The 24,671-nt window shown below is 69.1% G+C and carries 26 protein-coding genes and 3 tRNA genes; 26 read left to right on the plus strand and 3 right to left on the minus strand.

Translation table 11 applies throughout. The annotated features are described in order from the left end of the window. Positions 1–3 precede the first annotated feature (3 nt). From ABD327_RS05095 to ABD327_RS05105, 3 genes are all read left to right on the plus strand, one after another. Complete coding sequence (locus tag ABD327_RS05095) at positions 4–1,122, plus strand: ABC transporter ATP-binding protein (RefSeq protein WP_344448964.1); 1,119 nt, start codon at positions 4–6, stop codon at positions 1,120–1,122. A gap of 126 nt (positions 1,123–1,248) precedes the next feature. Then, the gene (locus ABD327_RS05100; protein ID WP_344448965.1) at positions 1,249–2,451 is read left to right on the plus strand and encodes a CaiB/BaiF CoA transferase family protein; all 1,203 of its coding nucleotides are present in this window, start codon (positions 1,249–1,251) and stop codon (positions 2,449–2,451) included. A 32-nt stretch (positions 2,452–2,483) separates the two neighbouring features. Continuing rightward, positions 2,484–3,953, plus strand: coding sequence for a dihydroorotase (locus ABD327_RS05105; RefSeq protein ID WP_344448966.1), 1,470 nt, complete (start codon positions 2,484–2,486; stop codon positions 3,951–3,953). Between the two features lie 72 nt (positions 3,954–4,025). Here ABD327_RS05105 and ABD327_RS05110 read toward each other — a convergent pair whose 3' ends face one another. After that, positions 4,026–4,421, minus strand: a complete 396-nt coding sequence (locus ABD327_RS05110; protein WP_344448967.1) for a nuclear transport factor 2 family protein — start codon at positions 4,419–4,421, stop codon at positions 4,026–4,028. 94 nt (positions 4,422–4,515) lie between these two features. Here ABD327_RS05110 and ABD327_RS05115 point away from each other — a divergent pair, with 94 nt between their 5' ends. Beyond that, positions 4,516–5,661, plus strand: coding sequence for a methyltransferase (locus tag ABD327_RS05115; protein ID WP_344448968.1), 1,146 nt, complete (start codon positions 4,516–4,518; stop codon positions 5,659–5,661). Here the strand turns inward: ABD327_RS05115 and ABD327_RS05120 are convergent. Beyond that, positions 5,645–6,871, minus strand: coding sequence for an MFS transporter (locus ABD327_RS05120; RefSeq protein ID WP_344448969.1), 1,227 nt, complete (start codon positions 6,869–6,871; stop codon positions 5,645–5,647). The two genes, ABD327_RS05115 and ABD327_RS05120, sit on opposite strands and share 17 nt — an antisense overlap. 52 nt (positions 6,872–6,923) lie before the next feature. Between ABD327_RS05120 and ABD327_RS05125 the strand changes: the two genes are divergently transcribed. From ABD327_RS05125 to ABD327_RS05160, 8 genes are all read left to right on the plus strand, one after another. Further along, positions 6,924–7,604 (plus strand): FadR/GntR family transcriptional regulator, encoded by a 681-nt coding sequence (locus ABD327_RS05125; RefSeq protein WP_344448970.1) that lies wholly within the window; start codon positions 6,924–6,926, stop codon positions 7,602–7,604. Positions 7,605–7,706: 102 nt separating this feature from the next. Next, positions 7,707–9,212, plus strand: a complete 1,506-nt coding sequence (locus ABD327_RS05130) for an alpha/beta hydrolase (RefSeq protein ID WP_344448971.1) — start codon at positions 7,707–7,709, stop codon at positions 9,210–9,212. A 56-nt stretch (positions 9,213–9,268) separates the two neighbouring features. Further along, a tRNA-Thr gene (locus ABD327_RS05135) sits at positions 9,269–9,341 on the plus strand. A 105-nt stretch (positions 9,342–9,446) separates the two neighbouring features. Then, a tRNA-Met gene (locus ABD327_RS05140) sits at positions 9,447–9,520 on the plus strand. A 79-nt stretch (positions 9,521–9,599) separates the two neighbouring features. Further along, positions 9,600–9,764 (plus strand): 50S ribosomal protein L33, encoded by a 165-nt coding sequence (rpmG, locus tag ABD327_RS05145; RefSeq protein ID WP_106397297.1) that lies wholly within the window; start codon positions 9,600–9,602, stop codon positions 9,762–9,764. A 124-nt stretch (positions 9,765–9,888) separates the two neighbouring features. Further along, the gene (locus tag ABD327_RS05150; protein WP_344448972.1) at positions 9,889–10,326 is read left to right on the plus strand and encodes a MaoC family dehydratase N-terminal domain-containing protein; all 438 of its coding nucleotides are present in this window, start codon (positions 9,889–9,891) and stop codon (positions 10,324–10,326) included. A 1-nt stretch (position 10,327) separates the two neighbouring features. Further along, positions 10,328–10,756 (plus strand): MaoC family dehydratase, encoded by a 429-nt coding sequence (locus ABD327_RS05155; RefSeq protein WP_344448973.1) that lies wholly within the window; start codon positions 10,328–10,330, stop codon positions 10,754–10,756. Between the two features lie 102 nt (positions 10,757–10,858). Further along, positions 10,859–11,926, plus strand: coding sequence for a UDP-N-acetylmuramate dehydrogenase (locus ABD327_RS05160; protein ID WP_344448974.1), 1,068 nt, complete (start codon positions 10,859–10,861; stop codon positions 11,924–11,926). Here the strand turns inward: ABD327_RS05160 and ABD327_RS05165 are convergent. Beyond that, positions 11,915–13,039: an adenosine deaminase gene (locus tag ABD327_RS05165; protein WP_425547062.1), complete on the minus strand. Its 1,125-nt coding sequence runs from the start codon at positions 13,037–13,039 to the stop codon at positions 11,915–11,917. The two genes, ABD327_RS05160 and ABD327_RS05165, sit on opposite strands and share 12 nt — an antisense overlap. 174 nt (positions 13,040–13,213) lie before the next feature. Between ABD327_RS05165 and ABD327_RS05170 the strand changes: the two genes are divergently transcribed. The 14 genes from ABD327_RS05170 to ABD327_RS05235 all read left to right on the plus strand — a co-directional run bounded on the left by ABD327_RS05170 (position 13,214) and on the right by ABD327_RS05235 (position 24,665). Continuing rightward, a tRNA-Trp gene (locus ABD327_RS05170) sits at positions 13,214–13,286 on the plus strand. A gap of 102 nt (positions 13,287–13,388) precedes the next feature. Next, positions 13,389–13,634 (plus strand): preprotein translocase subunit SecE, encoded by a 246-nt coding sequence (secE, locus tag ABD327_RS05175; RefSeq protein ID WP_344448975.1) that lies wholly within the window; start codon positions 13,389–13,391, stop codon positions 13,632–13,634. A gap of 75 nt (positions 13,635–13,709) precedes the next feature. Beyond that, positions 13,710–14,492 (plus strand): transcription termination/antitermination protein NusG, encoded by a 783-nt coding sequence (nusG, locus tag ABD327_RS05180; RefSeq protein ID WP_344448976.1) that lies wholly within the window; start codon positions 13,710–13,712, stop codon positions 14,490–14,492. A gap of 191 nt (positions 14,493–14,683) precedes the next feature. Next, complete coding sequence (gene rplK / locus ABD327_RS05185; RefSeq protein ID WP_344448977.1) at positions 14,684–15,115, plus strand: 50S ribosomal protein L11; 432 nt, start codon at positions 14,684–14,686, stop codon at positions 15,113–15,115. 64 nt (positions 15,116–15,179) lie between these two features. Beyond that, the gene (gene rplA / locus ABD327_RS05190) at positions 15,180–15,902 is read left to right on the plus strand and encodes a 50S ribosomal protein L1 (RefSeq protein ID WP_344448978.1); all 723 of its coding nucleotides are present in this window, start codon (positions 15,180–15,182) and stop codon (positions 15,900–15,902) included. A 133-nt stretch (positions 15,903–16,035) separates the two neighbouring features. Further along, positions 16,036–16,851, plus strand: a complete 816-nt coding sequence (locus ABD327_RS05195) for an SCO4651 family lipoprotein (RefSeq protein WP_344448979.1) — start codon at positions 16,036–16,038, stop codon at positions 16,849–16,851. A gap of 346 nt (positions 16,852–17,197) precedes the next feature. Next, positions 17,198–17,749, plus strand: a complete 552-nt coding sequence (gene rplJ / locus ABD327_RS05200; RefSeq protein ID WP_344448980.1) for a 50S ribosomal protein L10 — start codon at positions 17,198–17,200, stop codon at positions 17,747–17,749. Between the two features lie 58 nt (positions 17,750–17,807). Continuing rightward, complete coding sequence (gene rplL, locus ABD327_RS05205; RefSeq protein ID WP_344448981.1) at positions 17,808–18,197, plus strand: 50S ribosomal protein L7/L12; 390 nt, start codon at positions 17,808–17,810, stop codon at positions 18,195–18,197. A 412-nt stretch (positions 18,198–18,609) separates the two neighbouring features. Then, positions 18,610–19,623, plus strand: coding sequence for an ABC transporter ATP-binding protein (locus tag ABD327_RS05210; RefSeq protein ID WP_344448982.1), 1,014 nt, complete (start codon positions 18,610–18,612; stop codon positions 19,621–19,623). Next, a complete protein-coding gene (locus ABD327_RS05215; RefSeq protein ID WP_344448983.1) occupies positions 19,623–20,444 on the plus strand; it encodes an MlaE family ABC transporter permease in 822 nt (273 codons plus the stop codon). The genes ABD327_RS05210 and ABD327_RS05215 overlap by 1 nt, the downstream gene beginning before the upstream one ends. Next, positions 20,441–21,262, plus strand: coding sequence for an MlaE family ABC transporter permease (locus ABD327_RS05220; RefSeq protein ID WP_425547064.1), 822 nt, complete (start codon positions 20,441–20,443; stop codon positions 21,260–21,262). Before ABD327_RS05215 ends, ABD327_RS05220 begins: the two co-directional genes overlap by 4 nt. Before the next feature lie 3 nt (positions 21,263–21,265). After that, on the plus strand, positions 21,266–22,555 hold the full coding sequence (locus tag ABD327_RS05225) for an MCE family protein (RefSeq protein WP_344448984.1): 1,290 nt from the start codon (positions 21,266–21,268) through the stop codon (positions 22,553–22,555). Next, the gene (locus ABD327_RS05230; protein ID WP_344448985.1) at positions 22,552–23,598 is read left to right on the plus strand and encodes an MCE family protein; all 1,047 of its coding nucleotides are present in this window, start codon (positions 22,552–22,554) and stop codon (positions 23,596–23,598) included. Before ABD327_RS05225 ends, ABD327_RS05230 begins: the two co-directional genes overlap by 4 nt. Continuing rightward, positions 23,595–24,665: an MCE family protein gene (locus ABD327_RS05235; protein WP_344448986.1), complete on the plus strand. Its 1,071-nt coding sequence runs from the start codon at positions 23,595–23,597 to the stop codon at positions 24,663–24,665. The genes ABD327_RS05230 and ABD327_RS05235 overlap by 4 nt, the downstream gene beginning before the upstream one ends. Positions 24,666–24,671 lie beyond the last annotated feature (6 nt).

Consider the following 24,671-nt stretch of genomic DNA (forward strand, 5'->3'; position numbering starts at 1 on the left):
GCGATGGCTGAGATCGTGCTCGACGGCGTGACCAAGCGCTTCCCGGACGGCACCGTCGCCGTCGCGGAGTTCGACCTGACCATCGCCGACGGCGAGTTCGTGATCCTCGTCGGCCCGTCCGGCTGCGGGAAGTCCACGACCCTCAACATGATCGCCGGCCTGGAGGAGATCTCGTCCGGCGAACTGCGCGTCGACGGCGAGCGCGTCAACGAGAAGGCGCCCAAGGACCGCGACATCGCGATGGTCTTCCAGTCATACGCTCTGTATCCGCACATGACGGTCCGCCAGAACATCGGCTTCCCCCTGAAGCTCGCCAGAATGGACAAGGCCGGCGCGGACGCCAAGATCGAGGACGCCGCCCGCATCCTGGACCTGACGGACCTCCTGGACCGCCGCCCGGCCAACCTCTCCGGCGGCCAGCGCCAGCGCGTCGCGATGGGCCGCGCCATCGTCCGCGACCCCAAGGCGTTCCTCATGGACGAGCCCCTGTCGAATCTGGACGCGAAACTCCGCGTCCAGATGCGCACGATGATCTCCCGCCTTCAGAACCGCCTGCGCACCACCACCGTCTACGTCACCCACGACCAGACCGAGGCGATGACCCTGGGCGACCGCATAGTCCTCATGAAAGACGGCGTGATCCAGCAGGTGGGCCCTCCGGAAGACCTCTACGGCCGTCCCCGTAACCTCTTCGTCGCGGGTTTCATCGGCTCCCCGTCGATGAACCTCCTCCCCGCCGAGCTCACCTCCGACGGCCTGCGCACCTCTTTGGGTCTCATCCCGCCCACCCCCCGCCTGTCCGCGGCCCTGCGGCGCGACCCGCCCCGAAAGGTCGTCATGGGCCTGCGCCCCGAGGCCTTCGAGGACGCCCGCCTCCTCCAGGCGACGGGCGAGAAGGGCGGCCGTCTCACCTTCACCGCCCGCACCGACATCGTGGAGTCCCCGGGCGCCGAGAAATACGCCTACCTCGACCTCGACGACCCCGGCTCCTCCCAATTGGTGGCCCGCCTGTCCGCCGAGTCCCCCGTCCGCGAGGGCGAGCCCCTGGAACTCGCCTACGACCCCGCCCGGATCCACCTCTTCGATCCTGACACGGGCGCCAACCTCACCGAACCCGCCTGACGTCCGGATTTTCCGGCCCGCCATTGACTACGCCGCAGCCGCTCCCTATCGTTTCGCTCAAGATAACGACGTATCCATAGACGGAACGAACGTCCGGGGCGGGCCCCGGGCGGCAGGGGGGCTCAGATGCCGGACGGGCCACTGCAGGGGCTGCGGGTGCTGGACGTCTCGACCATCCTCGCAGGGCCGCTGTGCGCGCAGATCCTCGGGGACTTCGGGGCCGAGGTGCTGAAGGTGGAGCACTCCGCCAAGCCCGACGGGATGCGCGGGCACGGCAAGTCCAAGGACGGGCACGCGCTGTGGTGGAAGGAGATCTCCCGCAACAAGCGGACGATCGGTCTCACCCTGTCGGCGCCCGAAGGGGCCGAGGTGCTGCTGCGGCTGGCGGAGCGCTCCGACGTCCTGATCGAGAACTTCCGGCCGGGCACGCTGGAGAAGTGGGGCCTGGGGCCGGAGCGGCTGCACGAGGTGAACCCCGGGCTGGTCATCGTGCGGGTCACCGGGTTCGGGCAGAAGGGCCCGTACGCGGGACGCGCCGGGTTCGGGACGCTCGCCGAGGCGATGAGCGGGTTCGCCCACCTCACCGGAGACCCGGACGGGCCGCCGACGCTCCCCGCGTTCGGGCTGGCCGACAGCGTCTGCGGGATCGCGGCGTCCTCGGCGGCGATGATGGCGCTGTTCCACCGCGAGAGGTCCGAGGACGGGCGCGGCCAGGTCGTCGACATGAGCCTGCTGGAACCGCTGATGACGGCCGTCGGGCCGTCCCCGACCGTCTACGACCAGCTCGGGGTCGTGGAGACGCGGCACGGCAACCGCTCCACCAACAACGCGCCGCGCAACACCTACCGGACCTCCGACGGGTACTGGCTGGCGGTGTCCACCAGCGCCCAGGCGATCGCCGAGCGCGTCATCCGGCTGGTCGGGCACCCCGAACTCGTCGACGAGCCCTGGTTCGCCAGCGGGCGGGGCCGCGTCGAGCACGTCGACCTGCTCGACGAACTCGTCGGCGGCTGGATCGGCGAGCGGACCCGGGCCGAGGTGGTCGACGCCTTCACCGAGGCCGGCGCCGCCGTCGCGCCCGTCTACGACGCCAGGGACCTGGTGGAGGACCCGCACGTCCGGGAGACGGAGATGCTCACCCGCGTCCCCGACCCCGACCTGGGGGAGCTGCTCATGCACAACGTCATGTGGCGGATGTCGGAGACCCCGGGGCGGATCCGGTTCACCGGCCGCGCGCACGGCGCGGACACCGACTCCGTCCTGGTCGAGGAGCTCGGGTACGACGCCGCGGAGGTGGCGGCCCTGCGCGAGAAGAAGATCATCAGCTGACCCGGCGGATCCCCCTAGGACAGGAGCAGAACGTGAGCGGATTCGAGCTCGTCGTCAAGAACGTCCTGGTCGTAGACCACGACCAGGACGAGCCGGTCGCCGCGGACATCGCGGTGCGCGACGGCAGGATCGTGCAGGTGGCGCCCGGTATCGACGTGACCGGCGTGCCGCAGGTGGTGGACGGCAAGGGCAAGCTCGCCTTCCCCGGCGTCGTCGACGCCCACCAGCACTGGGGCATCTACAACCCGTTGGCGGAGGACACCGTCAGCGAGAGCCGCGCCAGCGCGCAGGGCGGCGTCACGACCGCGCTGAACTACATGCGCACCGGCCAGTACTACCTCAACAAGGGAGGCCCCTACGCCGACTTCTTCCCCGAGGTCCTGGCCGCCTCCGAGGGCCGCGCGTACGTCGACTACGCCTTCCACCTCGCCCCGATGTCCCAGGGGCACATCGCGGAGATCCCGGACCTGGTGGAGAAGTTCGGCGTCACCTCGTTCAAGGTCTTCATGTTCTACGGCAGCCACGGGCTCCACGGCCGTTCTGCCGACCAGAACTCGTTCCTGATGATCCCCGAGGGCGAGCGCTACGACTACGCGCACTTCGAGTTCGTCATGCGGGGCGTCCAGGCCGCCCGGGAGAAGTTCCCCCACCTGGCCGATGAGATCTCGCTGTCGCTGCACTGCGAGACCGCCGAGATCATGACCGCCTACACCAAGATGGTGGAGGACGCCGGGGAACTGTCGGGCCTGGCCGCCTACAGCGCGTCCCGGCCGCCGCACTCCGAGGGCCTGGCCGTCTCGATCGCCTCCTACCTGGCGCACGAGACCGGCCTGCCGACCATCAACCTGCTGCACCTGTCGGGCCGCAAGGCCGTCGACGCCGCGGTGCGCATGTCCAAGGCGTTCCCGCACATCGACTTCCGCCGCGAGGTCACCGTCGGGCACCTGCTGGCCGACATCGACACGGCCAGCGGCATTGGCGGCAAGGTCAACCCGCCGCTGCGCCCGCGCGAGGACGTCGAGGCCCTGTGGGAGTACGTGGCCGACGGCACCGTCGACTGGGTCGTCAGCGACCACGCCTGCTGCCGGGACGAGGCGAAGTTCGGCTCCGATCGCGAGGACGTCTTCCTCGCCAAGTCGGGTTTCGGCGGCGCGGAGTACCTGCTGCCCGGCCTGGTGACCGAGGCCCGCAAGCGCGGGGTGTCGATGGGCCGAGTGGCCGCGCTGAGCTCCTACAACCCGGCCGCCCGGTACGGCCTGCGCGGCAAGGGCGCCCTGGCCGCCGGGTACGACGCCGACATCGTCCTGGTCGACCCGAACGCCACCTGGACGGTCCGCGCGGAGGACTCCGAGTCCACCCAGGGGTACACGCCGTTCGAGGGCTTCGAGCTCACCGCGAAGGTCACCGACACCTTCCTGCGCGGCACCCGGATCCTGGAGGACGGCAAGGTCGTGGGCGACCCCGCGGGCAGGTACCTGGCCCGCCCCTACGTGCGGGAGTAGACCCGGAGGGGCCCTGCCCCCGCGGAGACGGCCGGACGGAGCCTCGGGGGAGGCGCCTCCGGCCGTTCGGCGTCAGCAGCCGCGCATCTCCTGCTCGATGATCTCGAACTGGGCGCGCATGGCCTCGGACATCGCGTGGACCGCCGACATGGGGCGGAGCATCACGCAGAACTCCTGGATGAGCCCGTCCTCGTTCGTCGTCACGAAGTCGCACCCGTGGATCTGGGTGTTGTCTATCCGCGCCTTGAAGACCAGCGCGTGCTCCCTGCCCTCCCCGATCTCCTGGACGTAGTGGAAGTCCTCGAAGACCCGCATGGCCCCCTTGAGGATCGCGAAGACCATCTCCTTGCCCTCGTATGGCTTGAAGGCCACGGGGCTGAGGAAGGTCGCGTCCTCGGCGAGCAGGTCGCGGACCGCGTCCAGGTCCTGCTTCTCCACTGCGGTACGGAACGGATGCAAGGCGGCCACCTTACTGATCATCAATGCCAATAGGGGTAAAGCAGGCAATCGGGGTGAATCTTACGTGTCGGTCGTTGAGCTGGGAACGACTAACCTCCTGGGAATGAACCGGCTGGTGACCGCCTCGGGGGAGTGGGAGCTCACGCGCTTCCCCCACCGACCCCAGGATCCCCTGCGCGCCTGGGACGCGGCGGACGAGTATCTGCTGCGCCACCTCGACGAGACGGGCGGGCCCCGGGGGCCGCTGGTCGTCCTGGGAGACCGCTGGGGAGCGCTGACGACGGCGCTGGCCGCCCACCGGCCCGTGCAGATCTCCGAGTCCTTCCTGGGACGTTCCGCCACGCGGGAGAACCTGCTGAGAGCCGGGTTCGAGGAGACGGCGGCGTCCCTGCTGACCACCCGGGACGCTCCGCCGGAGAAGGCGGGCACCCTGGTGGTGCGGGTGCCCAAGAGCCTGGCGCTGCTGGAGGACCAGCTCCGCAGGCTGCGCCCCGCCCTGCACGCGGGCGCCGCGGTGGTGGGGACGGGAATGGCCAAGGAGATCCACACCTCCACGCTGCGGCTGTTCGAGGAGATCATCGGACCCACCCGGACGTCGCGGGCGGTGAAGAAGGCCCGGCTCGTCTTCGCGACGCCCGACCCGTCGCTCGACCCGGGGCCCGGCCCCTGGCCGTTGAGCTATGTCCTTCCCGAAGGGCTCGGCGCGGTCTCGGGACGCACCGTCGTCAACCACGCCGGGGTCTTCTGCGCGGACAGGCTCGACATCGGCACGAGGTTCTTCCTCGAGCACCTGCCCGAGCTGCCGGGAGCCTCCCGGATCGTGGACCTGGGCTGCGGCAACGGCGTGCTCGGGCTGGCGGCCGCGCTGACCCACCCCGACGCCGAGGTCGTCTGCACCGACGAGTCCTACCAGGCCGTCGCGTCCGCGGAGGACACCTTCCGCGCCAACGGGGTGGCCGGCAGGGCGGTGTTCACCGCCGCGGACGCGCTCGAAGGCGTCGGGGAGGGCTCGGCCGACCTCATCCTCAACAACCCGCCGTTCCACTCGCACCAGGCCACCACCGACGCCACGGCCTGGCGGATGTTCCGGGAGGCCCGCCGGGCCCTGGCCCCGGGCGGGGAACTGTGGGTCGTCGGCAACCGGCACCTGGGCTACCACGTGAAGCTCCGACGCCTCTTCGGCAACTGCGCGACCGTCGCGAGCAACCCCAAGTTCGTCCTCCTGCGGGCGGTCAGACGCGGCCGGTGACCGGAGCCCCGCCCTCGCCGGCGTCCTCCCGTCCGATCAGCTCGTCCTCGACCGTGCCCCTCCTGGCGGCGTGCAGGCCCAGGACGAGCTGCGGCAGGACGAGCACGGCCAGGAACCAGACCGGGGCGTCCCAGCCTCCGGTCCGCTGGTGGAGGACACCCATCAGCAGCGGCCCGGGGATGGAGAACAGGTAGCCCAGGCTCTGGGCGAAGGACGACAGCCGGGCCACCCCCTCCTGGGAGCGGGACCGCAGCCCGATCATGGTCAGGGCCAGCGGGAAGCCCGCCCCGCCCAGTCCCAGCAGGACCGCGCACGGCCAGGCCAGCGCGCCGGGGGCCAGGAGCAGCCCGGCGTAGGCGGCCAGCGAGCTCAGGCAGAACACCCACACCAGCGGCCGCTGGTCGGGCAGCCGGGCGATCAGCGCGGGCAGGAACGGGGTGAGCGGCACGACCAGGCCCAGCGCCACGGCCAGCATCACTCCGGCGGTGTCCGCCGGGATCCCGGCGTCCCGGTAGATCTGCGGCAGCCACCCCATGACGGCGTAGGCGGTCGTCGCGTTCACCGCCAGGTAGACGGCCATGCCGCGGGCGATCCGGCTGTGCCGCAGCGGAGGCAGCCGGTGCGGCGCGGGGGTGTGGACGGGCTGGGAGACCCGGGCGCGGGCCGCGCTCAGCAGGGCCGCCGCCGAGAGCAGCGCCCAGATCCCCAGGCCCCACCGCCAGGAGCCCAGCGCGGCGGCCAGCGGGACCGCCGCCGCGGCGGCGACGGTGGCGCCGCCGGTGAGCACCGTCGAGTACAGCGCGGTCATCCGCTCGACCCGGCCGGGGAAGGAGTGCCTGACGACCGCGGGCAGCAGCACGTTCGCCACCGCGACCCCGCTCATCGCGAGCACGGTGAACAGCAGGAAGGTCCAGGCGCCGGGGGCCAGCGCCCGGGCCGCGAGCCCGGCGGTCAGGACGGCCATGCCCGCCATGAGCACGGACATCGGCCCGAACCGGCGGGACAGGAGGGGCGCCAGCGGGCCGATCAGGGCGAAGCAGAGGTTCGGCAGGGCGGTCAGCACCCCGCTGAGCACGCCGTCCATGCCCAGCGAGGGCTGGATCTCCGCCAGCAGCGGGCCGACCGTGGTGGCGATCGGGCGCAGGTTCAGCGAGGTGAGCAGGACCAGCAGGACGAGGGGGAGCGCGCGCGGTAGCCGACGGGGGGTCATAGGACGGATCATAAAATCATTGGATGAATTAGGGAAGTGAGACGATGGCGACATGACGTTGTCGGCCGCACGACGCACCCCGCTGTTCGAGCAGGTGGTGGGGCAGCTCCGCGAACAGATCACCTCCGGCCGCTGGCCGGTGGGCTCCCGCATCCCGATCGAACCCGAACTGGCCGAACAGCTCGGCGTGGCCCGCGGCACCGTGCGCGAGGCCGTCCGGGCGCTGGCCCACAACGGGCTCCTGGACATCCGGCAGGGCTCGGGCACCTACGTGTCGGCCACCAGCGAGCTCGCCGGCGTGATGCGCCGCCGCTTCGCCGGGATCGGCCACGCCGACATCCGGGAGCTGCGCATGACCTTGGAGGCGTCCGCCGCCGCGCTCGCCGCCGCCCGCCGCACCGAGGCGGACCTCGCCCTGCTCCAGGAGGCGCTCGACCAGCGCGACCGCGCCTGGGACGAGGGCGACACCGAACGGTTCGTCCAGACCGACGCGGCCTTCCACCACGCCGTCGTCGCCGCCTCCCACAACGCGGCGCTGACCGGCCTGTACGCCGACCTCGGCGAGGTGCTGCGCGACGAGCTGCGCGACCACTTCACCGAAGGTCTCTACTCCGCGCGGAAGGTCGACCACGACGGGCTGGTCGAGGCGATCAGGGCCGGCGACGTGGCGGCCGCCACCCGGGAGGCCGTCCACTTCTTCCCGGAGTCCTCCGGGGGCCGGGAAGAAGGATGATCTACCGGTCCCGGCCGTGCGCCAGGACCTTTCCCTAATATCCCGGGGAATCATTCCTTCAACGACCGATCCACACACGATCGGCTGTTGAAGGAAAAACCCATGGGAATACGGCTATGGCTGGTGATGACTGGGTTGGCGGCCGCCTACACCCCGGCCGTCCACGCGGTTCCGCCCGTCCTTTCGCACGCCGTCGCACACCACGATCCGCTTTACGGCTTCTACACCCAGAAACCGGCCTGGAAACCCTGCGCCGTGGACCGGAGATTCTCCTGCGCGGTGCTCAGCGCCCCGCTGGACTACGCGAATCCGGCCGGAGGGGCCATCCGGATCGCGCTCAACCGGCTGCCCGCGGCCGACCCGTCCCACCGCGTCGGCACGCTGCTCACCAACCCGGGAGGGCCCGGATCCTCGGGACTGGAATTCGTCTTCGGGGCGCACGCCTACTTCAGCAAGGCGTTGCGCGCCCGGTACGACGTCATCGGAATGGACCCGCGCGGCGTCGGATCCAGCACCCCCGTCGTCTGCCGCACTTCCAGCCCTCGGCGGGCCGCCGAAATCGAAGGGGCGGAGAATCCCGACGACTACGCGGCGCTTTTCGCCGAAAGCTGCGCCGAAGCCTCCGGAGAACTGCTCCCCAATGTCCGCACTCCCTCGGTCGCCAGGGACCTCGACCTGGTGCGCGCCGTCCTCGGCCAGGAACTCCTGCATTTCTACGGAGCCTCCTACGGCACCCTCCTCGGCCGGTTCTACGCCCACCTGTTCCCGGCCCGGGTGGGCCGGATGGCCCTCGACTCCGTGGTCGACCCCACCGGCTGGCCCGGAGACCCCACCGCCCAGGCCGTCGGCTTCGAGACCGCCTTCCGGGTGATGGTCGGCCGCTGCGCGCAACGGCCCCGCTGCCCGCTCGGCCACGACCCCGCCGGGGCCGTGGCCAGGGTGGGGAGGCTGATCGCCCGGACCGAGGACAGCCCCATGAAGGCCGGCGCGGGCACCGTCTTGACCGGCCGCGAGGTGCTGCGGGTGATCCAGCTGGCCACCTACCGGGAGGAGGCCTGGCCGCCGGTCACCGAGGCGCTCGCCGCCGCGCTGCGCGGCGACGGCGGCCCCCTGCGCACGCTGGCCGCGGAGGTCTCCGGCGCCGCTCCGAACCGGGAGTCGCTCTCCGGCAGTTACCAGGCGGTCGTGTGCCCCCACCTGCGCCCCGAGGAGCGCACCGCGCGGGCCGCCCGCGACTCGGGTCGCGCCGCGCTGCGGGCCGCCCCGCTGTTCGGGCGGCAGGTCGAGGCGCAGCGGCGGGCCTGCGCGCGGTGGCCCGTCCCCTCGCTGCCCGAGGCGGGCATGGCGGTGCGGGCCGACGGCTCCCCGCCCCTCCTGCTGGTGCACAACCGGCACGACGCCGCGACGCCCGTCCACTGGGCCAGGAGCGCGTACGGGGAGCTGCCGGGCAGCGTCCTGGTGCTCAACGACTCCGGGGGGCACGGCTTCTACCCGATGGGGGAGTGCACGCGCCGGATCGTGGACCGGTTCCTGGTCGAAGGGGTCATGCCCGACCCCGGGACCCTCTGCGAGGACCACGCGAGCGCGCCGGACGGGGGCGGGACCTGACCGGTTCGCGCAGTGGTCGAGGACCGTGTATGGTTTTCCCTGCGAGCACGACGCAAGCCCCTTTAGCTCAGTCGGCAGAGCGTCTCCATGGTAAGGAGAAGGTCTACGGTTCGATTCCGTAAAGGGGCTCTGGAAACGAAGGAACGCCCGGCCCGCGATCGGGCTCGGGCGTTCTTTGTTTCTTCTGGCGGCCTGCTTCAGGTACTCTTAACGAGGCCGTCAGAGGCTTGTCATGGCGGGGTAGCTCAGTCAGGCAGAGCAAGCGGCTCATAATCGCTGTGTCGCCGGTTCAAGTCCGGCCCTCGCTACTCAACCTGCTCACCAGGTCCCCCCCGGGGACTTGGCGCAGGATGTTCGTCCCGATACCTAGCAGAAAGGCACTCCATCGTGGCTGCCACCGACGTTCGGCCGAAGATCACGCTGGCCTGCCAGGAGTGCAAGCACCGCAACTACATCACGCGGAAGAACCGGCGCAACGACCCGGATCGCCTGGAGCTGAAGAAGTACTGCCCCAACTGCAGGTGCCACCAGGCTCACCGCGAGACCCGCTAGAAACTCGCGCCTGCACCGTTCGGCCCGCTCACCGGTACTGCCGGGAGCGGGCCGAACGTCGTTCTGTTACCTTCTGCCCGAGGTAATCAGGAGGAGCCCGCAGTTCCCCTTGGAAGGAATCGGCATGGCACTGAACACAGATTTCATCGGGCGCAAGTTCCCGCCCAGCCCCCCGTACGAGGTCTCCCGGGTGAAGATCCGCGAGTTCGCCGACGCCATCGGGGACCGGAACCCGATCTACCGCGACCCCGAGGCCGCCAAGGCCGCGGGGCACCCGGACGTGGTGGCGCCCCCGACCTTCCCCATCGTGATCGCGCTGGGCGGCGACGCCCTGGCCGATCCCGAGCTGGGCCTGAACTACGCCATGGTCGTGCACGGCGAGCAGCGCTTCGAGTACGTCCGCCCGGTCGTCGCCGGCGACGTCCTCACCTGCGAGGCGTCCATCAGCGACATCCGCAAGGCGGGCGGCAACCACCTGCTCAAGATCGTCACCGAGGTCAAGGACGCCGGCGGCGAACTCGTCGTGACCTCCTACAACACCATCGTGGAACGGGGGGCCTGACATGGCGGCGACCGTGAAGTACGACGAGGTCGAGGTCGGGACCGAGATCCCGGCCCAGTCCTACCCCGTCAAGCGCCTCAACCTGGTGATGTACGCGGGCGCGTCCGGCGACTTCAACACCATCCACTGGGACGAGAAGTTCGCCAAGGCCGTCGGCCTGCCCGACGTGATCGCCCACGGCATGTTCACCATGGCCCAGGGCGGCCGGTTCGTCACCGACTGGGTCGGCGACCCCGGCGCCGTCCTCGACTACGGCGTGCGCTTCTCCGGCATGGTCCCGGTGTCCTACGAGACCGGCAACGTCGTGGAGATCAGCGGCGTCGTGGAGCAGAAGCTCGAGGACAACAAGGTCGTGGTCGGCCTCACCGCCCGCGAGGCCGGCGGCCAGAAGGTGCTCAGCCAGGCCAAGGCGGTCGTCCGGCTCGCCTGAGACCGGAAGGACCCCGCGCGCGTCCGCCCCGCCGGGGCGGGCGCGCGCGACTTTGGAGAGGATGTACCGGACGGCCACGCGGACCGGAGGGACGGAGCCCGAATGAACGTGCGTTGCCAGGATGTGCTGCTCGCCGGATACACCACGCTGAGGCTGGGCGGGCCGGCCCGCACCTTCATCGAGGCGAGCACCGAGGACGCCCTGGTCGAACAGGTCCGCGCCGCCGACGAGGCGGGGGAGCCGGTCCTCGTCCTGGGCGGCGGGAGCAACCTCGTGGTCTGCGACGAGGGGTTCCCCGGGACCGTCGTCCGCGTCTCCACCCGCGGCGTGACGATCTCGAACGGCCTGGTGACGGCCCAGGCCGGCGAGGAGTGGGACGCCCTCGTCGCCCGCACCGTCGCCGAAGGGCTCAGCGGGATCGAGTGCCTGTCGGGGATCCCCGGGCGGGTCGGCGCCACACCCATCCAGAACGTCGGCGCCTACGGGCAGGACGTCAGCGAGACCATCGCCGGGGTCCGCGTCTACGACCGGAGGGAGCGGCGCGTCCGCGCCTTCACCCCCGCGGAGTGCGCCTTCACCTACCGGCACAGCGTCTTCAAGGGAGACGACCGCTACGTGGTCCTCTCGGTCTCCTTCCAGCTGGAGGAGACCGGGGAGTCGCGCCCGGTCAAGTACGCCGAACTCGCACGGAGGCTCGGCGTGGAGCCCGGCGGCGCCGTCCCCCTCCAGGACGCCAGGGACGCCGTCCTCGCCCTGCGCCGGGGCAAGGGCATGGTCCTCGACCCCGACGACCCCGACACCCGCAGCGCCGGAAGCTTCTTCACCAACCCCGTCCTCACCGAGGAGGAGCTGAGGCTCCTGTCCGAGCGGGCCGAGGGCTTCCCCGCCTTCCCCGAGCCCGGCGGCCGCACCAAGACCTCCGCCGCCTGGCTGATCGACCGGGCGGGTTTCGCCAAGGGCCACGCCAGGGGCCCGGTCCGGCTGTCCACCAAGCACACCCTGGCCCTGACCAACCCCGGTCCCGAGGGCACCGCCAGGGACCTGCTGGCCCTCGCCCGCGAGATCCGGGAAGGGGTCCGCGAGGCGTTCGGCGTCACTCTCGTCAACGAGCCCGTCTTCGTGGGGCTCTCGCTGGAGGAGACCGCCGGGGCCGAGGGCCTACCGGGCTGAGGCGTCCGCCGCGGCGCGGGGCCCGGGGACCTTCGCCAGCCAGTCGTCGACGCCCTCCAGGAGCTGCTTGCGCACCCCCGGAGGCGCGGCCGAGCCCCGGATCGAGCAGCGCGCCAGCTCGGCCAGCTCCTCGTCGGTGAACCCGTGCTCGCTGCGGGCCAGCTCGTACTGGGCGGTCAGCCGCGAGCCGAACAGCAGCGGGTCGTCGGCCCCCAGCGCGATCGGCACGCCCGCCTCGAACAACCGCCGGACCGGCACCTCCCCGACGCTCCTGGCGACCCCCAGCGAGACGTTCGAGGCGGGGCAGACCTCCAGGGTGACGCCGCGCTCCGCGATCTTCTCCACGAGCCGCGGATCCTCCACCGAGCGCACCCCGTGACCGATCCGCTCGGCGCCCAGCAGGTCGATGCAGGGGCGCACGGACTCGGGGCCCTGCAGCTCCCCTCCGTGCGGCGCCGAGAGCAGCCCGCCGCGCCTGGCGATGCGGAACGCGCGCTCGAACTCGTACGGGCGGCCGCGCCGCTCGTCGTTGGAGAGCCCGAAACCGACCACGCCGCGCCCGGCGTACCGGACCGCCAGCCGGGCCAGCGTCCGGGCGTCCAGGGGGTGCCGGGTGCGGTTGGCCGCGACGATCACGCCGATGCCCACCCCGGTGGCCCGCTCGGCCTCCCGGACCGCGTCCAGCACCAGCTCGAGGGTCGGGGTCAGCCCGCCGAAGCGGTGGGCGTACCCGGACGGGTCCACCTGGATCTCCAGCCAGCCCGAGCCCTCGGAGGCCTCGTCCTCGGCGGTCTCGCGCACCAGCCTGCGCAGGTCCGCGGGGGTCTGCAGCACCGACCTGGCCAGGTCGTACAGGCGCTGGAAGCGGAACCAGCCGCGCTCGTCGGTGGCGCGCAGGGCCGGCGGCCACTCGGAGACCAGCGACTCGGGCAGCTGGACCCGGTGCCGCAGGGCCAGCTCGACCAGCGTCGAGTGCCGCATCGACCCGGTGAAGTGCAGGTGGAGGTGTGCTTTCGGCAGTTGGGACAGATCCCGGCGCTCCGCGAGTGGACGTGCGCCTGACGGCGCACTGCCCGCAGCTGAACGCGTGCCGGTGCGCGCTGAACGATCCATCAGGTAATCCTGCCCGGTCAGGCTCCGTTCACTCTGTTGACCTGCTCACGAACCACCCGGAAGCCACCCGGAAGGACTACCCGTGACCAGGCGCGGGGATTCCAGTTCGACGTGAGGCGTCCGGGCACGTATGCTTCTCTTTCTAGTGGCGCGTGTCTCGAGCACGCCTGCTGAAGGGCAATGGCGCAATTGGTAGCGCTCCGGTCTCCAAAACCGGCGGTTGGGGGTTCGAGTCCCTCTTGCCCTGCGGAGCAGCTTCACGTTCCCAGCTGCACGTGAGCACGCATAGGGTGAGTACCACGCGCGGCGGAACGTGCCGTGTCGGACGATCAATCCGAACGAGGGTGAGATGGCGACTGAGACTCGCGACGCCGCGACCGAGGACAAGGGAAAGCCGGAGAAGCGCAAGCGCACCAGCCCCCTTCTCTTCATCCGTCAGGTCGTCGGTGAGCTCCGCAAGGTCATCTGGCCGACCCGCGGGGAACTGGTCAACTACACCATCGTGTCGCTGGTCTTCGTGCTGTTCATGATCGGTATCGTCACTCTGCTCGACTGGGGAATTCAGAAGGGTATCTACGCCCTCTTCGCCGGCTGAGTCCCAGCGGACCCGCAGCGGGCAGAGCGCATACCGTTCCGACCCAGGTTTTCACCTAGAGAGAGAGTCACTGCCGTGTCCGAGTCGTCGCAGTTCCACGACGAGCTCCAGCCGGAGCCGCTGTCGGATCAGGTGGCCGAGGAGGCGGAGGAGACCTCCGAGAACGCGCCCGCCGAGCCCGTCGAGGGCCTCGAAGGCGCAGAGGCTCAGGCCGAGGAGGCCGAGCAGGTCGAGTCCGCCGAGGAGGCGGAGGCCGAGCCCGTCGTCGACCCGCACGAGGAGTTCATGCGCGAGCTGCGCATGCAGGTGGGCGAGTGGTACGTCGTCCACACCTACGCGGGCTACGAGAACCGGGTCAAGAGCAACATCGAGACCCGCACCGTCACCCTCAACATGGAGGACTACATCTTCCAGATCGAGGTGCCCCAGCACGAGGTCACCGAGATCAAGGGCGGCAAGCGGCAGAAGGTCAACGAGAAGGTCCTGCCCGGTTACATCCTGGTGCGCATGGACCTGACCGACGAGTCCTGGGGCGCGGTCCGCAACACCCCGGGCGTCACCGGCTTCGTGGGCCTGTCGAACAAGCCCTCCCCGCTCAGCCTCGACGAGGTCGCCAAGCTGCTGGCCCCCGTGCCCGCCGAGCAGACCCCGGCCGCGAAGGCCGCCAGCACCAAGCTCGCCGCGACCGTCGACTTCGAGGTCGGCGAGTCCGTCACCGTCATGGACGGCCCCTTCGCCACGCTGCCCGCCACGGTCAACGAGATCAACCTCGACACCCAGAAGCTCAAGGTGCTCGTCTCCATCTTCGGCCGCGAGACCCCGGTCGAGCTCTCGTTCAACCAGGTCTCGAAGCTTTAACGGGTATCCTTGACGAGTCCCCGCTCGGGCGGGGCGGACCGGCGCGGATTCCGCGGTCGTCAAGGTTCAATCTTCCCCACGCAGGTGGGGGTTCAGGGCTCCAACATCCCCGGCTCACGTTCCAGCCGGGGATGTTGCCTGTGAGTGCAGGAGTCGGAGCCGAAACAATCTGGAACGGAAGGTAGGCGATCATGCCTCCGAAGAAGAAGAAGATCTCAGCCCTCGTCAAAGTCCAGCTGAACGCCGGTGCCGCGACCCCCGCGCCGCCCGTCGGTACCGCCCTCGGTCCGCACGGCGTCAACATCATGGACTTCTGCAAGCAGTACAACGCCGCCACGGAGGCCCAGCGCGGCAACGTGATCCCGGTCGAGATCACGATCTACGAGGACCGCTCGTTCACCTTCGTCACCAAGACCCCGCCGGCCCCGCAGATGATCCTCAAGGCCGCCGGGATCGACAAGGGCTCCGCGGTCCCGCACAAGACCAAGGTCGGCTCGATCTCCCAGGCCCAGCTCCGCGAGATCGCCGAGTTCAAGATGAAGGACCTCAACGCCAACGACATCGACGCCGCGGCGAAGATCATCGCTGGCACCGCCCGCTCCATGGGCATCGAGGTCAAGTAACACACCCGTTCAGTGGAAGGGCCCGCGCGGCCCGGACCACGAACTCCCGTGAAAGGGGAGCAGCATGAAGCGCAGCAAGAGCTACCGCGCCGCAGCGGAGAAGATCGACAAGGACGCGCTGTACGCGCCGCTGCAGGCGGTCCGTCTCGCCAAGGAGACCACGGTCACCAAGTTCGACGCGACCATCGAGGTGAACACCCGCCTCGGCGTCGACCCGCGCAAGGCCGACCAGATGGTCCGCGGCACCGTGAACCTGCCGCACGGCACCGGTAAGACCGCCCGCGTGCTGGTCATCGCCGGTGGCGCGAAGGCGGACGAGGCCCGTGCGGCCGGCGCCGACCTCGTGGGCTCCGACGACATGATCGAGAAGATCTCCGGCGGTTTCCTGGACTTCGACGCGGTCGTCGCGACTCCGGACATGATGGGCAAGGTCGGCCGTCTGGGCCGGGTGCTCGGCCCGCGCGGCCTGATGCCCAACCCCAAGACCGGCACCGTGACGATGGACGTGGCCAAGGCGGTCACCGAGATCAAGGGCGGCAAGATCGAGTTCCGCGTGGACCGTCACGCGAACCTGCACTTCATCATCGGCAAGGCGTCCTTCGACGAGCGCCAGCTGGTGGAGAACTACGCCGCCGCGATCGAGGAGATCATGCGGCTCAAGCCGTCCGCCGCCAAGGGCCGCTACCTCAAGAAGGTGACGGTCACCTCGACGATGGCGCCCGGCATCCCGGTCGACCCGACCGTGGTCCGCGGCTTCACCGCCGAGCTGGACGAGGCGAACGCGTAACACGCTCCGCGAGAACGAAGGCCCCCGGGGGATTCCCCGGGGGCCTTTGTCCGTCTAAGGTCTGATAGCCCCGGAGGTGAGGTTGGTTCCGCCGGGGGATGTGGCGGAGTCCGTCGGCGAGGAGACTGGGAACATGATGAAGATCGCGTCAGGTGCCGCGGCAGGCACCCTCCTCCTGCTGTCCCTCACCGCGTGCGACGGGGAGACGACCGCTTCCAGCGGCCCGGACAACACGGTCAATCTGAGCGCCTCCCAGGTACTGGACCGCACGGCCACCAGGTCGGCGGAGGTCGAGACGTTCACCGCGGACCTCACGGTCGACGGGTCGGGTTCGGTGCGCGGCACCGGGTCGTTCCGGACGAAGCCGTCGCCGGCCTTCTCGGTGAACCTGGAGCAGCTGTCCTTCGGCGGGGTGACGGTGGGGACCGGGGGCACCCGGGTGGTCCTGCTGGACGAGACCGTCTACGTGCAGAACCCCCAGCTGAGCCAGTTCCTGAACTCCGGCAAGCCCTGGATGAAGATCACGCTGGGGCAGGCCGCGGACGCGGCGGGCTTCAACCCCCAGGACCTGCTGAAGCAGGTCGACCAGGCCGATCCGGCCAAGCTGACCAAGATCCTCTCCTCCTCGACCGACGTGAAGAAGGTCGGCTCCGAGGAGATCGACGGGGTGGAGACCACGCACTACCAGGGCACGGTCGACGTCAAGAAGGCGATGGTCGACTACGACCCCGGGCTCCGCCAGACCGCCGAGCAGCTGAGCAACGGCTCGGAGAGCCTCGGGTTCGACGTCTGGGTGGACGGCAAGGAGCTTCCGCGCAAGATCCTCACGAAGGTGACCACGTCGGAGGCCAAGCAGTTCAACGTGACGGTCGTCTTCCGCGACTACGGCAAGCCCGTCTCGGTGGAGGCGCCCCCGGCCGACCAGGTCGGCGACATCAAGCTCCCCTGACATCGAGCTCTTCTGACATCGAGCTCTTCTGACATCGAGCTCTCCTGACATCAGGATCCACTGGCGCATGCCGACGGCATGCGCCAGTGGATTTGGTACGTGTGCTCGACATGCCGTACTCTGTTGCTTGCCGAAGACCGCTGGTTGCTGCCGCATGGCAGCCGAAGGATCCTGAGACACTCAGGGCGGCCCGCGTAGGTGAACCCGAGCTTCACAGTGATTTCCCGTTCTGTGACGTCCCGTGTGCATCTGCGCCGGGGCGTTTTGTGTGTTTCAGGGACTTTGTCCGGCGGATCAGACTTCTCTCCGCACACACGCGGAGATGGTCCCAGTTGGAAGGAGTCCCATGGCGAGGGCGGACAAGGCAGCGGTCGTCGCTGAGCTCAAGGGTGAATTCGAGAGCTCCAGCGCCGCCGTTCTGACCGAGTACCGCGGGCTCACTGTGGCTCAGCTCAAGGAGCTGCGCCGCAGCCTCGGTGACACGGCGAACTTCGCCGTCGTGAAGAACACGCTGACCAAGATCGCCGCGAAGGACGCCGGCGTCGAGGGCCTGGACACGCTGCTCCAGGGCCCTTCGGCGATCGCGTTCGTCAAGGGCGACGTGGTCGAGGCCGCCAAGGGCCTGCGCGAGTTCTCCAAGGCGAACCCTCTGCTCGTGATCAAGGGCGGTTACCTCGACGGCAAGTCGCTGGACGCCGACCAGGTCACCAAGCTGGCCGACCTCGAGCCGCGCGAGGTTCTCCTCGCGAAGCTCGCGGGCGCGCTGAAGGCCAAGCAGAGTGCCGCGGCTGCGGTGTTCAACGCGCTGCCGGTGCAGATGGCACAGCTCTCCGAGGCCCTGCGCGCCAAGCGCGCCGAGGCCGGCGAGACCGTCACCGAGGAGGCCTCGGCCGAATAGGCCGGGTCCCCATCCCGTGGTCGTAAGACTGAAGTAAGAAGCCAGACGGAGGAAAATCATGGCGAAGCTCAGCACCGACGAGCTGCTCGACGCTTTCAAGGAGATGACCCTTCTCGAGCTCTCTGAGTTCGTGAAGCAGTTCGAAGAGGTCTTCGACGTCAAGGCCGCCGCGCCGGTCGCGGTTGCCGCCCCCGGTGTCGCCGGTCCCGGCGCCCCGGCCGAGGCCGCTGAGGAGCAGGACGAGTTCGACGTCATCCTCGAGGGTGCCGGCGACAAGAAGATCCAGGTCATCAAGGAGGTCCGCTCCCTGACCAGCCTCGGCCTCAAGGAGGCCAAGGACCTGGTGGACGGCGCGCCGAAGGCGCTGCTGGAGAAGGTCAACAAGGAGACCGCCGAGAAGGCCAAGGCCGCCCTCGAGGCTGCCGGCGCTTCTGTTACGGTCAAGTAACACCTTTTACCTCGGTCGAACGGCCGGTCACCCCTCCGGGGGCGGCCGGCCGTTCGCTTTGTCGCCGCCGCCACCAGAAACGTCGAACGCGTTTATCACCTGACTGATAAGTAGTGCTTCCCGCCTCAACTGTCGTTGCCGGGTGCTTTCGCGAGGGCCGCCCTACCACCTTGAAGTGCTGGTCAACACCCCAGTAGTCTCAGATGTGGCATAAGTAACGATTAACTTACAGCGTCGCTTTCGCCCCCAGAACTTGGTTCCGGCCTCTTCCCTTTTGTGGTGAGAGCACTAAGTTAGGGGGATCCGGCTTGGAAGCTACCGGCCGGTAGCCACGAGGCGGACGCGCTGAGTGACGTGGAGCTTCTACTCGCTCATGGATCCGGAATCCCCCCGGCTGGACGAGAGGTGACGAGTGGGCGTCGAGATTCGGGTCGAAGGACTGACCAAACGCTTTGGCCGACAGACCATTTGGGAGGATGTCTCCCTGACACTTCCCACAGGTGAGATCTCGGTCCTCCTGGGCCCTTCGGGCACGGGCAAGTCCGTGTTCCTGAAGACCCTGGTGGGCCTGCTCAAGCCGGAGCACGGAAACGTGTGGATCGGTGACCGCAACCTCCCGCAACTGCCGGAGGACCTGCTCTACGAGACCCGGAAGTTGTTCGGCGTCCTGTTCCAGGACGGCGCGCTGTTCGGCTCGATGAGCCTTTTCGACAACATCGCCTTCCCCCTGCGCGAGCACACGAAGAAGAGCGAGTCCGAGGTCAAGCGCATCGTCCTCGAGAAGATGGACATGGTGGGCCTGATCGGCGCGGAGAGCAAGCTCCCGGGCGAGATCTCCGGCGGTATGCGCAAGCGTGCCGGCCTGGCCCGCGCCCTGGTGCTGGACCCGGAGATCATCCTCTTCGACGAGCCGGACTCCGGTCTGGACCCGGTCCGCACCGCGTACCTGAACCAGCTGATCGTGGACCTGAACGCCCAGATCGGCGCGACGTTCCTCATCGTCACCCACGACATCAACACCGCGCGGACGGTGCCGGACAACATCGGCCTGCTCTTCCGCCGCGAACTGATCATGTTCGGCCAGCGCGAGATGCTGCTGTCCTCCGAGGAGCCGGTCGTGCGCCAGTTCCTCAACGCCCGCCGCGTCGGTCCGATCGGCATGTCCGAGGAGAAGGACGTGAGCGAGCTCGAGGCCGAGGCCGCCGCGGGCAACGACCCCGGCAAGCTGCCGCCCATCCCGCCGCAGCTGATGCCCTCCGACGGCAGGGTCCGGCCGACCCAGCACGCGCCCGGCTCCTGGCTGCGCGCCCACGGCGTCACCCCGCCGCCCGGCTCGTTCATCGACGACCTGGGCCGCAACTGGGTCGACGAGTGGCCCCGTTACGTCGCGAGCATGGGCGCGACCCCCGCCGGGGGCATCCGGTAATGACGACGGCAGGACCCGGCGCAGCCTCCAGCAGGCTGCGCCCCGTCGCCGACGGCGCGGTCAACATTCTCATCAAGGAACCGGGCCGGTTCTTCGGCCTGGTACTCGACGTCTTCAGGGCCATGTTCAAGTGGCCCTTCCAGTGGCGCGAGTTCATCCAGCAGGCCTGGTTCATCGTCGGGGTCACCGTGATCCCGACCGCCCTCGTGGCGATCCCCTTCGGCGCGGTGCTCGCGCTGCAGATGGGCGGGCTGATCCGCCAGCTGGGCGCCCAGTCCTACATGGGCGCCACCAGTGTCATCGCGATCGTGCGCGAGGCCAGCCCCATCGTGACCGCGCTGCTCATCGCCGGCGCGGCGGGTTCGGCGATGTGCGCCGACCTGGGCGCCCGCAAGATCCGCGAGGAGATCGACGCGATGGAGGTGCTGGGCATCAACCCCCTGCACCGGCTCGTCGTGCCCCGCATGCTCGCCTGCGCCTTCGTCGCCCTGTTCCTCAACGGAATGGTGAGCGTCGTCGGCATCATGGGCGGCTACGTCTTCAACGTCATGCTGCAGGGCGGTACGCCGGGTGCGTATCTGGCCTCCTTCAGCGGCATGGCGCAGCTGCCGGACCTGTACCAGGCGGAGTTCAAGGCCTTCGTCTTCGGTATCACGGCCGGCCTGGTCGCGGCCTACAAGGGACTCAACGCCAAGGGCGGTCCCAAGGGCGTGGGCGACGCGGTGAACCAGACCGTCGTCATCACGTTCGTGCTGCTGTTCCTGGAGAACTTCTTGATCAGCACCATCTACTTCGAGTTCGTCCCGGCGAAGGGCTCGTGACGGTGTCCATTCTGCGCAAGCCCGTGGACCATCTGGACGACCTCGGCCAGCAGCTGTCCTTCTACGCACGGGTCTTCGCCTGGTTCTTCCGGGCGGCCACCCGCTACCGGACCGAGGTGATGCGGCTGCTGGCCGAGGTGTCCCTGGGCACCGGCGGCCTGGCCGTGGTCGGCGGCTCGGCGGCGATCGTCGGCTTCATGACCTTCTTCACCGGCACCGAGGTCGGCCTGCAGGGATTCAACGCCCTCAACCAGATCGGGTCGGAGGCCTTCACCGGCTTCATCTCCTCCTACTTCAACACCCGGGAGCTGGCCCCGCTGGTCAGCGCCCTGGCGTTGTCGGCGACGGTCGGATGCGGCTTCACCGCCCAGCTCGGCGCGATGCGCATCTCCGATGAGATCGACGCGCTGGAGGTCATGGCGGTTCCCACGATCCCGTTCCTGGTGTCCACCCGGCTGATCGCCGGCCTGATCGCGGTCATTCCGCTGTACGTGATCGGCCTGCTGGCGTCCTACCTGGGCACCCGGCTGATGGTCACCTTCGTCTACGGCCAGTCGACCGGGACCTACGACCACTACTTCAGCCTCTTCCTGCTGCCGGAGGACATCCTCTGGTCGTTCGGGAAGGTGCTGATCTTCGCCACGCTGGTCATGCTGATCCACTGCTACTACGGATACAACGCCAGCGGCGGTCCGGCCGGCGTCGGCGTCGCGGTCGGCCGCGCGGTCCGCACCAGCATCATCATGGTCAACGTGCTCGACCTGCTGCTGGGCCTGGCGATCTGGGGCGCCGGCACGAGTGTGAGAGTGGCGGGATAACCGATGACACATGCATCCCCTGGAACGGGAGCCAAACTCCGCTCCCGCCTGTACGGCATCGCCTTCATCGTCGTCTGCGCCGTGTTCGTGGTGGCGTGCCTGGCCTTCTACCAGCGGGCCTTCACCCCGGTGGTCAAGGTGCGCTTCATGAGCGACAAGGCCGGGCTCCAGCTGCTGGAGCACTCGGACGTGAAGATCCGCGGCCTGATCGTCGGCGAGGTGCGCAAGATCAGCGTCACCGACGAGGGCGCGGTGATGGACCTGGCGATCCAGAAGGACAAGGCCGGCTTCATCCCGGCGAACGCGACCGGCAGGCTGCTGCCCAAGACGCTCTTCGGTGAGAAGTACATCGACCTGGCCGCCCCGGCGCAGCCGTCCCAGCCGATCCGCAACGGCGCGGTCCTGCACCAGGACAAGTCCGCCGAGTCCATCGAGATCGACCAGGTGCTCAACAACCTGATGCCGCTGCTGCAGGCGGTCCAGCCGGAGAAGCTGAACGCCACGCTCACCGCGGTCGCCACCGCCCTGGACGGCCGGGGCGACCAGCTCGGCGAGAACCTGGAGCAGCTGGACCGGCTGCTGGGCAAGTTCAACCCCAAGCTGAACCTCCTGGTCTCCGACATCAAGGCCCTCGGCGAGGTCTCCGACATCTACGCCGACGCGACGCCCGACCTGGTGCGGGTGCTGAAGAACATCAACGTCACCAGCACCACGATCGTGGAGAAGGAGGAGGCCATCGAGGCGCTCATCCCCGCGGTCACCTCCACGTCGGAGAAGGCCCACCGGTTCATGCTGGACAACGGCAACAAGATCATCGGCGTGAACCTGGCCAGCAGGGACGTGGTGAAGCTGCTGGCCACCTACGCGCCGTCGTTCCCCTGCGTCCTGGACGGCATGGGGATCATGATCCCGCGCGCCAACGAGGCGTTCGGCAACGGCCGGAAGCCGGCGTCCAACCTGTACATCGAGATCGTGAAGCCGCGTCCGGCGTACAAGAACCCGCTGGACCTGCCGGAGGCGAACGACTACCGCAAGCCGCGCTGCTACGGCCTGCCCAACCCCAAGGTGCCCTTCCCCGACTACGTCGCGCTGGACGGCACCGAGGACGACGTCTGGTGGAAGAAGCGCGGCATGTCCGGCCTCTTCGTCCAGCCCGGTGAGGACGCGTCCCAGAACGACACGGTGAAGTCGCTCGTGGCGCCCGTGCTGCGGGAGGACGTCTCCGACGTCCCCGACTTCGCGACCCTGCTGTTCGGCCCCCTCGCGACCGGATCGGTGGTGACCATCAAGTGAGCGAGAACAGGCGCACCGCCTCCTCTGGCATCAAACTGCTGGTGTTCGTGCTCTTCACGTCGCTGCTCACCGGCGTCCTGGCGGTGACCATCGCCAACGTGCGGTTCACCGACTCCCGCGAGTACGGCGCGGTCTTCACCGACGCGACCGGCCTGCTGGAGGGCGACGAGGTGCGGGTGGCCGGCGTCCGGCTGGGCAAGGTCACCTCGGTCGAGCTGTACAAGGGCAGCCTGGCCCAGGTGCGGTTCGAGCTGGACCGGTCGGGTCCGTTCGTCTCCGGCCTGCCCAAGGGGACCCTGGCCCAGATCCGCTACCGGAACCTGGTCGGCCAGCGCTACCTGGCGCTGTCGGAGGGCCCCGGCGCCTCCAACGAGATGCTGGGGGCGGGCGAGCTCCTGCCGGTCGAGCAGACCGAGCCGTCGCTTGACCTGACCGTCCTGTTCAACGGCTTCCGCCCGTTGTTCAAGGCGCTGGACGCCGAGGACGTCAACCAGCTCTCCTACGAGATCATCAAGGTGCTGCAGGGCGAGGGCGGGACGATCAACAGCCTGCTCACCCACGTGGCGTCGCTGACCAACACGCTCGCCGACCGCGACGAGGTCATCGGCCGGGTCATCACCAACCTCAGCGAGGTGCTGGGCACGGTCGCCGACCGCACCGACCAGACCAGCCGGATGATCAAGGAGCTGCAGGGCTTCGTCAGCGGGGTCGCCGGCGACCGCGAGGCGATCTTCGACTCGCTGGAGTCGCTGAACACGCTGAGCGGTGTGACCGCCGATCTGCTCAAGGACGCCCGTCCCTCCCTCAAGAGCGACATCGACGGCCTGAGCGAGCTGACCCGCACCCTGGGCGACAAGAGCAAGACGATCGACACCACGATCGAGCAGACCAGCGATCGGCTGGAGAAACTGAACCGGATCTCGTCGTACGGCTCCTGGTTCAACTACTACCTCTGCAGCATGGACGCGCGGATCGTGTTGCCCGGCGCCCCGGCGTACTACACGCCGAAGCTCGTCAACGAGAACGCGAGGTGCAAGCAGTGAAGGTCCCGTTCAGAGAACAGAACCCGACCGTCCTGGGCGTCCTCGCGCTGACGGGCATCGCGGTGGGACTGACCGTCGCGCTCAACATCGACTCCCTCCCGCTGATCAACGGCGGGACGACCTACCGCGCTCACTTCGCCGAGGCGGCGGGCCTGCGCGAGGGCGAGGAGGTGCGCATCGCCGGGGTCAAGGTCGGCAAGGTGACCGGCATGGAACTGGACGGCGGCCGGGTGCGCGTCGACTTCCGCATCGACAAGGAGGTGCGGATCGGCAACGAGACCAAGGTCGACATCAAGATCAAGACTCTGCTCGGCTCGCACTTCCTCGCGGTGGACCCGCGCGGTTCCGGCCGCCAGGACCCGGGCAGGCCGATCCCGGTCTCCCGGACCTCCACCCCGTACGAGGTGGTGCCGGCGATCGCCGACCTGAGCACGAACATCGACGCGATCGACACGAAGCAGCTCGCGGAGTCCTTCGACACCCTGGCGACCACGTTCGAGAACTCGCCCGAGGAGATCAAGGCCTCGCTGCGCGGTCTGCGCCGGATCTCCCAGACGATCTCCAAGCGCGACGACGAGCTGAACGAGCTGCTCGTCCGCGCGAAGGAGGTCACCGGGGTCCTCAACGACCGCAGGGGTGAACTCGTCAAGCTCCTCCAGGACGGCGACAAGCTGCTCGTGGCGGTGCAGAACCGGCGCAACGTGATCCACCAGCTGCTGGTGAACACCTACCAGCTCGCCCAGCAGCTGAACGCGCTGATCGACGAGAACGAAGACGAGATCAAGCCCCTGCTGGCCAACCTGCAGAAGGTCACCAAGGTCCTGCTCGACAACCGGGACAACCTGGACAGGTCGTTGCAGCTGATGGCCTCCTACGGGCGGCAGTTCGCCGACGTCACCGGTTCCGGCCGGTGGTTCGACAGCTACATCCAGAACTTCATCCCGCTCCCGATGAGCGTCGGCGACCCCTCCAAGGACAAGCCGGCGGCCTCGTCGAAGGACAAGAAGAAGAAGTCCACCTCCACCGAGAAGTCGTCCGGCAACGGCTCCCTCCCGCTGCTTCCGTGAGGTCAC

Origin of the sequence: Actinocorallia aurantiaca (genome assembly GCF_039533685.1) — a bacterium.
Lineage (GTDB): Bacteria > Actinomycetota > Actinomycetes > Streptosporangiales > Streptosporangiaceae > Actinocorallia > Actinocorallia aurantiaca.

Excerpts from the sequence above, each read along its gene's own strand:
- ABD327_RS05095 (WP_344448964.1), top strand. The coding sequence starts at position 4 with ATGGCTGAGATCGTGCTCGACGGCGTGACCAAGCGCTTCCCGGACGGC.
- ABD327_RS05100 (WP_344448965.1), top strand. The coding sequence starts at position 1,249 with ATGCCGGACGGGCCACTGCAGGGGCTGCGGGTGCTGGACGTCTCGACC.
- ABD327_RS05115 (WP_344448968.1), top strand. The coding sequence starts at position 4,516 with ATGAACCGGCTGGTGACCGCCTCGGGGGAGTGGGAGCTCACGCGCTTC.
- ABD327_RS05120 (WP_344448969.1), bottom strand. The coding sequence starts at position 6,871 with ATGACCCCCCGTCGGCTACCGCGCGCGCTCCCCCTCGTCCTGCTGGTC.
- ABD327_RS05125 (WP_344448970.1), top strand. The coding sequence starts at position 6,924 with ATGACGTTGTCGGCCGCACGACGCACCCCGCTGTTCGAGCAGGTGGTG.
- ABD327_RS05130 (WP_344448971.1), top strand. The coding sequence starts at position 7,707 with ATGGGAATACGGCTATGGCTGGTGATGACTGGGTTGGCGGCCGCCTAC.
- ABD327_RS05150 (WP_344448972.1), top strand. The coding sequence starts at position 9,889 with ATGGCACTGAACACAGATTTCATCGGGCGCAAGTTCCCGCCCAGCCCC.
- ABD327_RS05155 (WP_344448973.1), top strand. The coding sequence starts at position 10,328 with ATGGCGGCGACCGTGAAGTACGACGAGGTCGAGGTCGGGACCGAGATC.
- ABD327_RS05160 (WP_344448974.1), top strand. The coding sequence starts at position 10,859 with ATGAACGTGCGTTGCCAGGATGTGCTGCTCGCCGGATACACCACGCTG.
- ABD327_RS05165 (WP_425547062.1), bottom strand. The coding sequence starts at position 13,039 with ATGGATCGTTCAGCGCGCACCGGCACGCGTTCAGCTGCGGGCAGTGCG.
- secE (WP_344448975.1), top strand. The coding sequence starts at position 13,389 with ATGGCGACTGAGACTCGCGACGCCGCGACCGAGGACAAGGGAAAGCCG.
- rplK (WP_344448977.1), top strand. The coding sequence starts at position 14,684 with ATGCCTCCGAAGAAGAAGAAGATCTCAGCCCTCGTCAAAGTCCAGCTG.
- rplA (WP_344448978.1), top strand. The coding sequence starts at position 15,180 with ATGAAGCGCAGCAAGAGCTACCGCGCCGCAGCGGAGAAGATCGACAAG.
- ABD327_RS05195 (WP_344448979.1), top strand. The coding sequence starts at position 16,036 with ATGATGAAGATCGCGTCAGGTGCCGCGGCAGGCACCCTCCTCCTGCTG.
- rplJ (WP_344448980.1), top strand. The coding sequence starts at position 17,198 with ATGGCGAGGGCGGACAAGGCAGCGGTCGTCGCTGAGCTCAAGGGTGAA.
- rplL (WP_344448981.1), top strand. The coding sequence starts at position 17,808 with ATGGCGAAGCTCAGCACCGACGAGCTGCTCGACGCTTTCAAGGAGATG.
- ABD327_RS05215 (WP_344448983.1), top strand. The coding sequence starts at position 19,623 with ATGACGACGGCAGGACCCGGCGCAGCCTCCAGCAGGCTGCGCCCCGTC.
- ABD327_RS05225 (WP_344448984.1), top strand. The coding sequence starts at position 21,266 with ATGACACATGCATCCCCTGGAACGGGAGCCAAACTCCGCTCCCGCCTG.